At 33.5% G+C, this 15,103-nt stretch carries 9 protein-coding genes; all 9 read right to left on the bottom strand.

Features of this window, described 5'->3' with window-relative positions; all coding sequences use genetic code 11:
* Positions 1-14 precede the first annotated feature (14 nt).
* The 9 genes from M0M44_RS18675 to M0M44_RS18635 all read right to left on the bottom strand — a co-directional run bounded on the left by M0M44_RS18675 (position 15) and on the right by M0M44_RS18635 (position 15,099).
* Complete coding sequence (locus tag M0M44_RS18675) at positions 15-2,273, bottom strand: DUF4135 domain-containing protein (protein WP_248727047.1); 2,259 nt, start codon at positions 2,271-2,273, stop codon at positions 15-17.
* Positions 2,274-2,321: 48 nt separating this feature from the next.
* On the bottom strand, positions 2,322-2,861 hold the full coding sequence (locus M0M44_RS18670; protein WP_248727046.1) for an HNH endonuclease: 540 nt from the start codon (positions 2,859-2,861) through the stop codon (positions 2,322-2,324).
* A 28-nt stretch (positions 2,862-2,889) separates the two neighbouring features.
* Complete coding sequence (locus M0M44_RS18665) at positions 2,890-3,465, bottom strand: hypothetical protein (RefSeq protein ID WP_248727045.1); 576 nt, start codon at positions 3,463-3,465, stop codon at positions 2,890-2,892.
* 4 nt (positions 3,466-3,469) lie between these two features.
* Positions 3,470-4,837 carry an ATP-binding protein gene (locus M0M44_RS18660; RefSeq protein WP_248727044.1) on the bottom strand — a complete coding sequence of 456 codons (1,368 nt, stop codon included), beginning with the start codon at positions 4,835-4,837 and terminating at the stop codon, positions 3,470-3,472.
* The gene (locus M0M44_RS18655; protein ID WP_248727043.1) at positions 4,827-5,750 is read right to left on the bottom strand and encodes a hypothetical protein; all 924 of its coding nucleotides are present in this window, start codon (positions 5,748-5,750) and stop codon (positions 4,827-4,829) included. Before M0M44_RS18655 ends, M0M44_RS18660 begins: the two co-directional genes overlap by 11 nt.
* Positions 5,751-5,817: 67 nt before the next feature.
* Positions 5,818-6,663, bottom strand: a complete 846-nt coding sequence (locus M0M44_RS18650; protein ID WP_248727042.1) for a hypothetical protein — start codon at positions 6,661-6,663, stop codon at positions 5,818-5,820.
* A 16-nt stretch (positions 6,664-6,679) separates the two neighbouring features.
* Positions 6,680-8,614, bottom strand: a complete 1,935-nt coding sequence (locus M0M44_RS18645; protein ID WP_248727041.1) for a hypothetical protein — start codon at positions 8,612-8,614, stop codon at positions 6,680-6,682.
* 85 nt (positions 8,615-8,699) lie between these two features.
* A complete protein-coding gene (locus M0M44_RS18640) occupies positions 8,700-12,395 on the bottom strand; it encodes a contractile injection system tape measure protein (RefSeq protein WP_248727040.1) in 3,696 nt (1,231 codons plus the stop codon).
* Entirely contained in the window at positions 12,379-15,099 is a 2,721-nt protein-coding gene (locus tag M0M44_RS18635; protein ID WP_248727039.1) for a hypothetical protein, read from the bottom strand. The genes M0M44_RS18640 and M0M44_RS18635 overlap by 17 nt, the downstream gene beginning before the upstream one ends.
* Between the last annotated feature and the right edge of the window lie 4 nt (positions 15,100-15,103).

Raw genomic sequence — 15,103 nt, 5'->3', positions numbered from 1 at the left:
TTCAACATAAAATGTTACTTATTTACATTTAAATCATTCATGATTGAATTTTTATCGGCATAATAGATTTTATAAACCATTTGTTTTATAAAATTTTCGTGATCTTCCCAGCTTTCGGAAAAACCAACATCCTGACCATGAAATAATAACTGATTTGTTGAAGGTTCAAAATGTAGAATAGGAGTATCAGATGCTTCGTAATCTTCTTTTAAAGCTTTTCCGACTTTGCTTGTTACATTTGGAGCCCATTCATCTGTTATTATTATAAAGCCTTTCTGCTTAATAGCGTTTTTCATTTTTGTTACATCTGAAGCTACTATTGCATTAGCATTTCCTTGATCATTTTGTACTAACATTGCTCTATAATTACGAATGCTATCTTGAAAATCTTGCGTCTTAAAAGGTACTACCCGTACATTTTTGACTTGACTCATGCGGCTTAAAAGTATTTTAATTACCTCTTCTCGTTTCTTTTTTACAAGATTAATTACATTCTCTAAGCCTTTTTCAAAATAGGGCAAGTATTTTTTTTGTCCATTTAAATCTTCTTTTCGCAGATCATTTATATAAGCGACAAAATCGCCATTAGGATTTAGATCGTAGGCGCTTTTTTCTGCAGCTGTGTAGAAAAAATTTTCAGCTTCGTCACTACCCATATGTTTTTTAAAACTTGTTAATGACATTCCTATTTCCGTTTTGGCAAAAGAATTTTCTTTCATTACAAAAGGTAGAAATGCAGTTTCTGCATCAATAATAGTAGGAGTGCCTTTTTTTGACATAATATTTTCATTATGAAGATCATTTATGCCTAATAGCTTTGAAGCAACAACAAGTTCGCCATATCTTTCGTAATGTTTTTTTATTTCGTCAACAGTTTGTTCGCGTTCTTTTTGCTGAAATTCTACAAAGCTAAATGTGCCCGCCTTATCTTTTTTTTCCTGAAACTTCATTGTAGGGAGTTTAACTTTATTACCACTTAATTTATTTAAATCATGGAAGGCACTATTTTTTTCTTGTGTTAACATCGCATCAGGAGAGATGCTTCTAGGTTTGTAAACAATTTTTTTACCAGTTGTAGATTCAACTATAGCAACTTGTTGTCCAGAGTTATGAAAATCAGATCCCGTTAGTTCTATGTTTTTAAGATTTCCATCGATATTAAATTTTATTTTTATAGATTCCCATGAATTTATAATCCGATTGTTTAGCTGAATAAAATTTTTGGTTAACAATGCGCCTCTAGTTCTAGCAAAATTTGTTGTAGATGATGACATATCCTCATTAATAAATCCGGAGGCTTGTTTAGCATCAGGGTAAATAGCATCTTTAATAAGTTCTTTGTTTTTTGAGTTATTCATTGCTGGAGGTAGTGCAGCGTATACTTTTAATAGCTCTGTTATTACTTCTTTTGTAAAAGCTCCTTTTCCTGATTCATTTTTTAATACCGCATTCATATGTGGATCAGCTGAATCTGCTAATTCTATTTTGTGAGAAAGGTCTTCTGCAGTTGTAAATAAATTCTGCAATTCATTAAGAACATTATCATAATCTGTTTCCGCATATTCTTTATTAGAGATGAAGTAAAATTCACCGGCAATTTTTAGAATATCCTCCCCAAAAGTTCCATTTTTGTAATGTTCCAGAAGGTCTATTAACTTTTGTGTTTTTGTTTCAAGAGCTAAAAGGGTTTGTTCCTTTTGATTGTATTTCCAACCCCAGTTAAGTGGATTTTGTTTCCAGTTAAATCGACTAAACGTCATAAGCTGAAAAACATCTGTATTTGATTGTATTAAATTTGATTTTGATTGTAGATTCGGCTTAGACTCATATCTAGTCAATTGAATAGCTTTCGCCCCCATAACATCAGCCTCATTTTCCAAGCCTTTATCATCGTTTACATTTACTTTTCCTTTCATCTGCAAAGTTGGTTTTACTCGTCCTTGTTTTTGCTGAACAACGTGCCAAGCTTCATGAGGCAAATGTTTTTCTTGTCCAGATGCTAGATGAATATCTGATCCTTGTGCATAAGCGTGAGCGTTAAGCTGTGCAGGTTTATCTGAGTTGTAATGAACCTTCACATCATCCATAGAATGACCAGAAAGGTTTTCTATTCCTGATTTTAGATTATCAGGCAGACCAGTATTGTTGTTTTTTCTTTGTAAAACAGAAACGGGGCGATTGTCCGTGAGTTCTCTTGCTTTATTTTGAGAGACTTTTTCGTCAGCACTATTTGCAGCCGATTGTGTTTTCGTTTTATCAGTAGAATATTCCATAAAAACTAAATTATAAATGTTTTTTAGTTATTTTTTCATGTAAGTGTTTTACCTTCTTTTTTTACTTGGTTTGCGCTTGTAGTCCTTTTTAGCTGTTTTTCTATGTAGAGCATGATATTTTTTAAAACCAGTAGCGCCAACATGTGCTCTGTTTCCTCGAGAAGTGTTGCAAGTTCCACAAAGCACTCTGCCATTTCTCATATTATTTCGTCCACCCATTGAAGCAGGCTGTATATGATCAATGTGAAACTGTCCGTCGCCCATTCTTCTGTTTTGGAATGTTGCATAATGCACTAGTGAATGCTGAAAACCACAGTGATCGCAGGTATGAAAACCATCATTTTTCTTTTTATTCGCTGCTAATTTTTTTGCTCGTTGCTCTTTGTTAAATTTCATTAACTGTACAACATTAGAATTAAAACTAGCGATGGCCTGATTAGATTTTAATTGTCTTATTGGAGTATTGTTATTTATAGTCGAAGTTGAAGCACGATTGTCTCTTAATTGAACGGTATTATTACCGCGTGCAGTATTTGCCGCAATTGTAGAGGTTTTATTCTCAGATATTTTTTTATACTGTTGCGTCATTTTTTTATTTTTTTAGAATTATAAGCGCTTAAATTTCAGGGTCTATTTGATCTTTAAACAATGTGACTTTTACAGGGCCAATTCCACCCAAATAGTTTATTGCCGAACAAAAAGGATGGTTGCGAATCCTATTTTTCAAATGCTCTAAATCCCGATCAAAGTAGGGTAGAGTTACTTTTTGTCCTGTAATCAGTTTTATCAGATGATCATTTTCTAAAGGATAAATTTTAAATAAAGGCTTTCTTGCGGCGTAAAAAAGATTTTCATCATCAGCTATAATAGAAACCTCGCTACGGTTTTCTTTTAGTTTTTGAGGATTCGTTTTTAATAAATTAATGATTTGATTCTCAATTTTAGTAACCATTTCTTCTGCACTTTTTTCGGTCGTTTGTACAACCAAATAAAGATTGTTACTTGTAATAAGATATCCATTTATATAAAAGAAAATTTTGTCGTCGAAATCATTTAAAGCCAATGCAATTATGGTATTCACATAGTTGAAATCAAAATGCTTTTTCCAGTTCCCAATTTTAAGCTTCACTTTATGACGGTGTAACTGAGGCGCGGCAATGGCAACTTTTTTTAGGTTTTCATCCTTTTTCATCACATCAATTCATTTGAGTAACCACAAGTGTTTTGTTCTCTTTTTTAAATTCGCGTCTAATTCCTTCCAATAGATCGTGCTGATTCACAATTGTTTCATTTTTCTGAATGGCAGCCAGAGCGCAAAATCGCAACACATTAATAATCGCTCCACCAGCAAGTTCATACTCTTCGGCAATGCTTTCGATAGCAATATCTGGACTAAGCTGGCATTTTCCTGAAAAGGCTTTTTGCCATAAAAGAATTCTTTCTTCAGCGGTTGGCATTGTAAAATGAATCATAGACTGAAATCTTCTCGAAAAAGCTTCATCCATATTTTCTTTTAAGTTGGATGCCAGAATAACCACTCCCGGAAAATCTTCAATTCGTTGCAGTAAATATCCCGTTTGCTGATTGGCATGCCGATCGTTTGAAGAAGAAGCATTTGTTCTTTTTCCGAAAAGCGCATCAGCTTCATCAAAAAATAAAATCCAATCTTTGTGTTGTGCAACATCAAATATTTTAGATAGATTTTTTTCAGTTTCACCAATATATTTAGAGACAATCATAGAAAGATCAACTCTATAAACTTCTCTGTTTGTGCTTTTCCCAAGCAAAGTTGCTGTCAGCGTTTTACCCGTTCCTGGAGGCCCGTAGAAAAGGGTTCTATAACCAGGTTTTATTTTGTTTTCAAGCCCCCATTCTGTCATAAGAGTTTTGCCATGATTGAGCCAAGCGTTAATTTCCATAACCTGATTCATAACGTGTTCTTCAAGAACCAAATCTTCCCAATTTAGTTTGGTCGAAATTTGCTGTGCAGGAAAAGAAACACTGTGTTCCAATTTAGGTAAAGTGCCTGTTATAAAAAAGTTCAACCAACGTTCGTTAATCGAAAGAACCTGATTCAAAATAGGAACATTAGATTCGTTATTTTCTAAAACCAAAACCTGTTCTCTTGAAAGTATATTCGAAGTATTCAGAATATAAAGCACTTCAATTCTTAATTCAGGATTTACGGCCGAAATTAAAAAAGATAGAGTTTGACCTGTTGGTAAAAAGCCGCTATGATTTTTATTGATAACGCCGCCAAATTCAGTAAAACCACGATCGTACATAGCATTTTTACTAAAGAAAATATCTAGAATTTCGGGTTTAATTTGTGGTGCGAGAATCAAGGCAAGGCAAAGCCTTTCATACAGATTTAAATTCCATTCTATTATTTTTTTGTAATAAACGCTATCTTCAGTTTCGGCATTAGCTTCGGGTAACGGAATATCCTGCCAGCGGTTTTCATGACCTTCTTGAAGCAGATAACTGCAAATAACCTGATCGATTACCTTTTGCAGCCAATCCATTTCGTTATACAAAGAGATAATATTCGGATTAGTTTCCATAAGCTCCAAATAATTTTTCTACATCGTCTAGATTAGCATCGGCCCATTTAAAATAAAGCAAAGTTGTATTAGGATTTAACTCATTGCATTGCAGCATATCCAAATAAAAACCTTGAGTATTTTGCATAATCATTTGCGTATTATAATCCGCATCATTATGAAAATTCGAATCAAAGAAAGAATCTGCCCATTCGCTTGTATTGTTTTCTTTGGCAATAAAATCAGTAATGAAATATGCTAATTTTTCGTCTTGTACGACTAATTTTTTAGCTTTGAAATAAGCAGGTTTTCTTTTGGTTTCTCGGTGGTAATATTCGATATCTTTCGACTGAATTGTTTTGGTATTTTGATGTCCGAAAATATCAGACAATCCAAAATTTTCGGCCTCACAAGCCAGTTCTAACTCTGCATTTGCTTCGCCAGATATGGCTAGAGTTGTGTTTTTTGCAGTTGCACTTTCTGTTATAACATAAAGTTCCCTAAAAGAATATAAGGTTTGTGTGAGCTTTATAATTAATTGCTGTTGGATTTCATTCCAATTATTAATTTTTACAGATTCAGGTTCTTCCGCTTTAAAAATGAAGCTTCCTTTATTAGCAAAAGCCAATATCTGTTTGCTAAATTCAAAATTGCCTTCAATAGAACCATGCGCGTGTGATCGTCCTGAATAAGGTTTTGAAATTCCATCACTAAAATTCCAATTGGCATCATTTAAGGCAATTACTCCGCTTATATCAGCATCATGGCGTGATATAATGCCATTGCGATAAATGTTTCCAAGAAGAATAATTTCGCCGTTTTTAATCTGAAAATAATCACCAGGAAAAAGACTTTTATTTAACGGTTTGGCAGGCAGAAATCCTCCAGTTTTGAGATAAAAATGCCTGTAAAAATTCTTATTAGTATGATCCATAACCTTAAAAATTATTGATTAAAGTCCACTGAATGCAATAAGCAAACAGTGGACATTTTAATTGATCTTAAGATGCATAAGCAGCAGCAGTTGCCGCAGCTAAGCTAGATTGAAGCGATTGCAGCTTGATCTGCGCTTTATTTAAATTGGCAGTTGCAATGCTCAATTGTCTTCCCGTTTCGTCATTTGCAGTATTGGCTTTATCATAAGAAACCTGAGCATTTTTATACGCATTGTATATTAAGGCTCTTATTGAAGTCTTATCTGTAGGCTGTACTGATAAAGGGGCGTCTAAAGATTTTTCATCTGTTAAAGTCAGGTATAATTTTGTTGCCTGCTTGCTTTCTAAAGTAATTGCCGCTTCAGATTCCAGAACAGAAGCTTCTGCCGCCAATGTAGATTTTAAAGCAACTAGCGTAAGAGCAACCGCATTATTTGCGTCTGTGCCCGCACTATTTATTCTTGCGATTAAATCATCAGAAATTAACGGATTAAGTGCTTTTTTTCGAATAACTAGAATAGACAGTTTATTAATTATTTCTACAGAATAAATTAATTTGCTGATTAAGTCACTAATGCTTTTGCTAACTGTTGTTGAATCTTCTGTTGCATATGCCGTTTTTGAAAAAGCAACTCTTGAATTGAGAGCTAAGTCGTAAGCATTTTGAATAACTTGATCGATCAAGTTTTTGTTGCTTAATGCATGCGTACGATTGCTTTCAGAAACTAATAAATAACCTTGATATCGTGTTGCTTTTTCATTCAGGGAATTTACAATTGTTTGTTGTTGCTGTACAATTGCCGTTGCATCAACTACTTGATTTTTAAGTAAATCTAGTTCGGCTTTTTTCTTTTCTGTAATTCCGTATTTCTGTAAACTTGGTCTTAACGGAGTTAATGATATAGTATCCATATAGTTGAGGTGTTAATTAGTTTGTGATTTCAGATTTAGGTTTTGTAGAATAAGGTATTGGCGGTGTGTTTTGCCAATCAGAAAGACTGTTTTTATATCTGGTTTTTAAAATCTCGCTACCTTTGTAATAAGACAAAATAACAGGAATGTAATTTTTATCTTCAATTAACGGATTTCCAAAATTATCGGTAGTGGTGCCGTCAATATGCACTTCAAATTCTTGATTTGAAGTTGTTTTATGTTTGGCACTTGTAAAGTTTCCTGCCGGAATGTTTTCTGCTAAATTTAAATTGAAGAAAAAGGCGTTAGTGTTTTTAACTGGTTTAGGAGATTTCTCTTTAACTTCTTTCAGTTTAGCGTTCAAATCTGTCAATTGTGCTTTTGCAATGCGTAATTTCTCTTTGGCTTCAGCCAATGCACTTTTCAGACTATTGTTTCTCTGTTTGTCTTGATCAGGATCTTTACTGTTTTTAGCGGCTTCGGCATTTGCTTGCGCAGAACTATTTAAGATCTCTATCTCTTCGGTAAGTGCTTTAATCTCTGCATCGACAGTTTTAATTTCTTCATCTAGCTCCATGGTTTCAATTTTGGACTCCAAAGTCTGCAAATCCTCATTTGTAGAAAGATTATCGGTGTAAGGCAAGAAGAAACATCTGTAATCAATTTCACTTGATTTTAATTCTTCTTTTTCAACATTAAAAGTAACTTTAGATAAATCTTCAGAATGGTTTCTAGAAGTGGCAATATCTTTCGCACTTTTTAAAGTGTAGGCTAACGAAAATATTTCAGAAGGTGCAGAAAGATATTCATCAAACGTATTGATTTCTTTCTTGTACGCTTCAGTAAACATTATTAAAAGAAAAGCAACATAATTTTCACCAAGCACTAGAGGATCATTATCTGCATCTCTCAAAGATTTATAAGCTATAGTTGCGCGGTATTTTCCTTTATCATCTGGTTTTTGAGTAGCAGGAATACTTTTGCATTGATCTTGATTGCCCACCAAATCTTCGGCCGTAGAAGCATTAAAGAATGATTTCTTGCTGTCTTTTACCAAAATGATATTGTAGCTTAAGATTGGATTTGCTAATCCTTTATTTTGAGTTGCAGGATCTCTATCTTCAGGAGTAAAAGGACTTTTGTAAGAATCAAATGAAACGGTAAAACTGCCTACCGATGGATCAAAATTTTTAGGAACCTCAACAATCAAACTCTGATTAAATTGTTCGTTGTTATAAGTATATGCTTTCTTCGAAGCGTTATATTCTACCTCACAACATTTTATGGCTCCTTCTGCAGCTCTTGTAGCAATACTTGCTTTCGCTCTCGTATCGTTATCTACTGTTAGTACTGCGGTAGTTGCCGTTAAGTCTGAAGTTGTTACCTGCAATAAATTGTTTACAGAAGAGTTGGTTAGCTTAGCTCCATCTGCCACAACCGATGTAGAAACTTCAGAAATCGATGCTGTAGCTTCCATAGCATATTGCGAAGTTAGTTCTGCATTATAAGCCGTTTTATTAATTAGATTATAAGCTTCAAGCGTTTGCTGATAAATTTGAGTTCCATAATCGGCAGCATTTACAATACTGTAAATACTTCCTATATCGCTAGCCAAACGGACAATAGAATTTGAAGCAATTTGTATATTGGAAGCGCAAACCGCCATATTGGTAACGGCTTGTGTTACATACGTTTTTTGCTGATTGGCCGATAGTAATAAATTGTCTGCCATATTCTTATTCGTAACAACAACATTATTGATGTGTTGTTGTTCTTTGTACAATTTTGCTGTTGCATCGAGTTTTTCCTGCGCAACAATCTCAGCTCCTTCAGCATAATAAAGAGTAAACATTGAAGTGCTCAATTGTGAACTCAATTGTTTTTTGGTCATTTCCTGACTTTCTAATGAAGACAATACACTAGAATGCAGATTTTCATTGTAACTGTTCATAATAGTTCTTTTAGTTGATTAATTTATATTTCAATATTGTATTCAAGGTTCTTGTTTTTGGATAATTGGTTTTAAGAATACTTTTTTAATAAGGCCAAATGACATGCAAAGGCTTATCCATCCAATGGTACTTCATAATCGAAAAGGCAAAAGGAGATCTGTTAATCAATATATCATAAGCCCTTTTCTCTACCGTAAGTTCCCATTTATCTTCCAGTTCTACCAGAATTCCGTCGCGTACAAGCCAGTTGCCGCGAAAACCGTCTACGGAGCAATCTCCAATTTCTGGCCAATGCGAAATCGCTGCTTGTATCAAACCGTTTATTAATTGTTTTTCTTGATCAGAGATCTCAATATAATCAGGGACAGTATCGGTTAAAGGCAAACCGCACAAAACTTTGTTTAGAGGCAAATAAACCTCTTCGGTTTCCTGCATTCCTGTAATCAGATACTGCAAATATTGTACAGCTCTAACTTGATGTTCGTTGCTTATAAATTTACGTTCAGAAGTTAGACTCAATCGTTCAAACAGCATCGCGATATAATCGTTTAAGAGTACAATTCCTGCGTTTCTAACAGGAATTCCTTGTTTAGGGCTGTTTTTTGGGTTTTCTTTAGTTTTATTATGTTCCATTTTCGATACTATTTCAGTTTGTTTTAAGACAGTTGAGGTTTGCTTTTCGGCTCTTAGAATTTCTTTGAAACCAAGCTGTAAAGCGGGTGGAAATTGATAGATGTATTTTTCCATATCTGCCAAAAAGCTTTTTTTTGAAATTCCTTTTTTGGTTACAACTTCCCAGATTAATTCATTCCAGATTTTGTCAATCGCAATAAGTCTCCAATTATCGTTGGTGACAGCCTTTAAGAGTTTTCGCAATAAGAGATGCTGCATTTCTTTAGCTGCCAATCCTTTTATTTTGACATTGCCCAATACATGATTGAATTTTTCCAAAATCCGTAAAGACAATTCCTTGTTTTTATCCAATTGACTAACCGCATTGCATAAATGATGAAAGTTAATAGTGCGACAAAGCCAATCTATTTGGGCTTCAGGAATAAATTCTTTTTTTATTATTCTAAAGAAAATCTTTGGCTCTTTTACCAAAACGGCATTCAGAATATCTTTAATCTGTATGGTTTTAGAAATGCTGAAAGCAGATGGAATTTGCCTTTCTATCAGGATTGATGAAATCCATTTGTATTTCTCTTTCTCAGGTAAACTTTCCATTTCAAACAGCAAATCTGTGCTAATTGATTCTACAGTCTCACTAGAAACTATATAGTCAGAAATTTCATTATTTTCTAAAAAAGGCATAAAATCTGACTCTAAATTGGCATATTCAGAGGATTTGGTTTCGCTTTGAGGCTTTATTTTTTCCTTTGCCAGATTCTTTTTTAAATACAATTTGAGTTCTTTCTGAAGCAGTTTCTCAAATAAAACTTCATTGCCTTTGTAAACAGAATATTTTAAAATCGTGTTCCAGAAAAGTTCATTTAATGCAGCAATAATTTTAGTTTCCGAAACCGATTTTATATTTCGAATTAGGACAGAAGAAGTTTTCTGAATCCAGTTTTTTTTCAGCGCAACTCCGTTTGTCAAGAAATATAGCAATATGTTTTCGCTTTCTTTTCTATCTTGTTTTCGGAGTAAAACAAATCCTGCATCATTAAAATTAGCACTCAATAATCGCGCTAATTCGTGCTGATCCTCCTTTGATGAATTTTGAATAAGCAATGCAAGCGAAACGGTATCAATTGATTTTGTGTTTTTTAACTGGTTTAAAAATGTCTTTTTAATAGCAACTCCAAAAGATTTAATCCGTTTGGACTGAATTAATTTTGCGATAAACTGAAAATAATCATTACGCTTGGTTTCTGTCACTTTTTTGGATAACTGCACAATAATGCTTTCCAGAAACAAAGAGGAGTTATGCTCTGGATGAAACAATATTTCCTGCATTCCGAGAAGCAATAAATCGTCGGTCATTAATTCTTCAGGAAAATCATATTTATCTTTTTCATTCAAAAACTCGTAGACAACCTGCATCGTTTGCACCAGTTTTGTTTTTTTGTAATTAGCTGTTTTTATCAATAATTGAAGCATTTCTCGATTCAAAACCAGCGGAAGTATTTTCTTAAGAATCTCTTTATTTCCGTATGAAAGCATGGCCTCAAAAGCCATTTTAGGATGCAGTAAAATAGTTTTAGCCAGCGATCTTTGCAAGTCAATAAAAAAGACACTTTTGGTACTGTTTTTCTGCAATTCAAGTTCTAGCTTAACTACAAGATTTTTGAAATGAACAGCAGGATAATTAGAATTATTGCGGCTTATTTCCTTGCAATAGATAGCATTAAGATTGGAGAAAATAACCGCAGCATTATTGCTTTTTATCGTTGCAGGAATTTTAGCATTAGTAAACATGGCCAATAAATGCTCATGGCTCAGATTATTTTTTTTGCTTAATTCTTTAATGCAAAATAGCAGAAAAGAAGCATTGTCGGTATTTTTATTCTGAATAAGAAATAGAATTCCAATTTGCCATAAAGCCTTATGGTTTGTTTTTAGTTTAAAAGTCTGGCTCAATTGTTTTAGATAAATGATAGATTCGGTATGAAGCTGCGATGGAGTAGTATCCAGTTTTGAATACAGTATTTTTATCGAAGTTTCATTTAAATCCATAAGCAGCGAAACAAGCAAACTTTCATCCTTAAAAATGGGCTGGAGTAGCGCATTAAATTTTGTTTTATTCTCGCTATTCAATACCATTATCAATTCGTTTAAATTGTCTTTGTCGGTTTTAAACCTTCTATTGGCTTTATTGTTTAATAATTGCTCTAATAGGCTCCAATAATTGGTAGCCGTTTCAAACTTGTAATTCTCGCTTTTTTGCGTTTCATATTCCTGCGTTAGTATTGTAAGGCAAGCAATAAAATCGTTGTTCTGCGACGTTTTATCAGAGAGTTTTACAATCGTATTTTCGATTAGAATAATAAGTTCAGTGTAAGCAATATTGTAATGATTGGCCATTTGCAGAATACTGCTTTTCATGAAAGCGAGTTTATTAAAAAGAGTTCCGCGTTCGAGCAGTAAAAAGTTTAGAATAAAGAACCATAGATTCTTTTTGAAACTTGCCGTACTCGTTTGGATAATCGTTTCCTTGACCTGGATATTAACCATTGTTGCGCTAAATTCGATAATAGCACTACTATTGTTAGGTTCAAGTGCGGCGATTATTTTAGTGATGTTTTTTTCGTCAAACTGCCATGCAATTCGTTTTCTCACTTCCTCATGAGACATTCCCGTTTTTTTAATAATCGCAATAACCTCAGCTAGATTATTCTGAAGCAGTTCTGCCATAATGTGGTTTACAGAACCTTCTTTGCTTTGATAATTCCATGGTAAATAGCCTTCTAGCAAAAAGACCGTAAGATTTTCTAGAATTGATTTTTCTTTATTGTAAACCGCAATTCCGTTTTGCTTTTGATTGTTTTGATACAGAATTAATTCGGCTATTTTTTCTTTTAATAAATTTCGTATTTTTCGGCTAAGATCAAATTCGAGATCACCATAATCGCAGGAACCAAGATCAAGTTCAAGCAATTCAATTCGCCAACTTTGTTCTTGCGGGCATAATTCGTCAAAAATAGAAGTAACTTCTCTAGGCAACGAAATTTTGCTCCAAGCACTTAAACGCTCCTGAAGTCTGTAAGCTTCTTTCTTTTGGTCAAAAGTGGTGTCCCATTTTAGACTCGATACAATATGGCTATTTATTTCTTCCATTTTTTGTTTCTAAAATTGAGGTTAGACTATGGATTAAATTCACAGCGTACTGCTCCGGATTTGAACATATTTCTTTTTCAGTGTGGTGTGCATCCAGCGTATTTTTGAAGCGTAAACTTTCATGGAGGCTATAGTAATTCGATGTAAAACTTTCAAGTTCCTGAAAATTAACAAACAGGCACTCACATTTTATATTTGTCGGAAGACTAACCGCAAGAAACTGTTCTAAACGTCTCTCGAATTGAGGAGTTTGTAATTCAGGAATAAAATCTGGAAATAACAAAATCGTATTTTTCTTAAAAAGCGCATCGTTGATTGTAATGGTTCCGTTTCCAGAAGAAACGGTAATACGAAATGAGTAATCAGAGAATTTACTTTTTGTATACTCTGTAGCTGTTGCATTTTGAGAGTTATCAGTATTAAAAGAATATTTTTCATTAGAAAATTCCAACTGACCTTTTAAAAGCTGAGAATCCAAAACAGTTTGGCTTGTCGTGTTTAAAAGATAATTTATATTGGCAATAGTTTGGAAATCTGTATTTTGTATCTGATAGAAAGAATTATCACTTTGTTTTACAATTTCAAGATTATATTTTAATTGACTTAAAAGAATAGAGGTTTCAATAAAAAAGACACCTTTTCTATTTTCATTAAGCCAATGTATTTTTTGTATTGTTTTATTGCCGTTCAATTGATCTTCTATAGAATTTTTTGAAGCTTCAAATTGCGTTGTAATAAAATTGGTGTATATATTTTTTAATCCGAAAAGTAAATTCAGTTTTAATTCTAAACCAGAAAAATTATTGAAATCTGTTTTGCTTAGTTTTTCTTTTTTATTGATTGTATTAGATAGAAAAACAAAATCAGACGTGTTTTCGCTAATAGCGTCAAAAAGCTCTTTTTTAATGTTTAGCAAATGAGCATCTGTGTTTTGATTCATTTTTGAAGCCGTTAGAATATTATAGCCTTTAAAACGGTTGTACGATAATAAATCAAGATTTTGCAAATACAAACTCTTTAAAATAATCTGATCTTTTTTCTTGTTTCCAGTATAGATGGTATCATGAATTATAGCATCAATTACTTTTGGCGATTCGCCGTGTCGAGCAAGCAAATGATCTAGTATTTTGTTTCGTCTTTCGAAGTTAACATCTTCTTCTTCCATGATTTTCATCATACCAAAGATGTAGGCATTATAAGGATCTTGCTGATATTCTCGCCAGCTTTTTTCTTTCAATTCCTTTTTAGTTTCGCCCCCATTACTGTATTCAAAAATGGCATTATTTTTCAATAAAGGTTTGATATGAGGAATAGTATACAAAGATTGATAGAAATAGCTCGGAGAAAACATTTTGTACGGAACAGGATATTCTAAATGCTTTGTTTCGTATTTATCTTTTAGTGCATAAAAGGATTCGTTATCTGACGGCGCTCCGCATACCGAATTAGTGAAAGAAAATAGTTTGGGAACATTGGCTAATTGCGAAAACTGATTGGCTAAAACCTGATCAAATAAAGTTAAATAGCCTTTTAACTGACGCGATTGTGCCACTTGAACGGGTAAAGAATCGTCTTCGATTTTATCGTCGCCAATGCCATATTGCTGCGGAAATGTATTTTGAATGGAGTAATAACTATTGATGTCTCTAAAACTGCTTTTGGGCAGTTTTATGGTCGGTTTGTTGTTTAAGCTCGTTACATTGTCTTGATATTTACCAATATTCATTTGCAACGGAACAAAGGCATCTGCGACTATTTCCTTTCCGTTAGCGTTTAGTGTTAGTTTTTTCTCTTTGTAAGAATGTGTAATATCAATAAACAATAATTGACTTTCGGTTGATTGCAATGCTTGAACAGTATTGGTATTCTGATAAAGCTGGATTCCCGAAACCGAAATGACACCGGTTACAGACTCCATTACAGGAATTAAATCGATAGCTTTTATAGAATCTTTTTTATCTGCTAAAGAATCGTCAGAAATCCAACCGTTTTTAAGATACGGGCCATCATATATTGTAGCAGCATCATATCCGTCTTCTTTCATAGTATCGTAATTGACCTGATCTATTTTCGGAAATATATAATTGCGAATTTTATTTTGAAGTTCTAATAATACAGCATGTTCATCTGCACTTTTTTCGAGTTCTATATTTCCGCCAATCCAGCAATTTTGCTGTTGCAATGCAATTGGCATATTAAAGAGTTCTCCAATATTGCGACTTTGATTAAGGTAATAATAGACTGATTTGCAAATGTTATTACATTTAACATCATCTGTGATATCTGGATTGATATAAAGATAAATTTGGTAAACTCTGCTAAATGGCAAAAGGTTATCCTTGTAAGGTGCGATTACAACATTGTAAACGTCTTCGATACCGTCTATAATGTATTTTTTGTAATCGTTAATGGTGTATGGCGCCGTAGTCAGAATTTTATAAGGCATATAAAACTGATTTTCGATTTCCATTTTTCCAGTAGAATCGGTTAAAATATCTGGAATCGAAAAATCGGTGCAATAGCCTAATTCGGTCATTGCATAACAAACCTGATCTAGAATTGTCATTCCAGGATCGCTCGGGTTAAAATTGGTCCATTCATTACCAATATGATTTTGGATATAATCAATAGCTTCGTCTTTCAGGAAGTTAAAGTCCTGATGTGGCGGAAGCTGAATTTTTGTTATTTGATTATGAGTATCCATTTCT

Source organism: Flavobacterium humidisoli, from assembly GCF_023272795.1.
Classification (GTDB): Bacteria; Bacteroidota; Bacteroidia; order Flavobacteriales; family Flavobacteriaceae; genus Flavobacterium; species Flavobacterium humidisoli.
The sequence above is the reverse complement of the archived record's forward strand: the minus strand, read 5'-3'. Positions and strand labels throughout refer to the sequence as shown.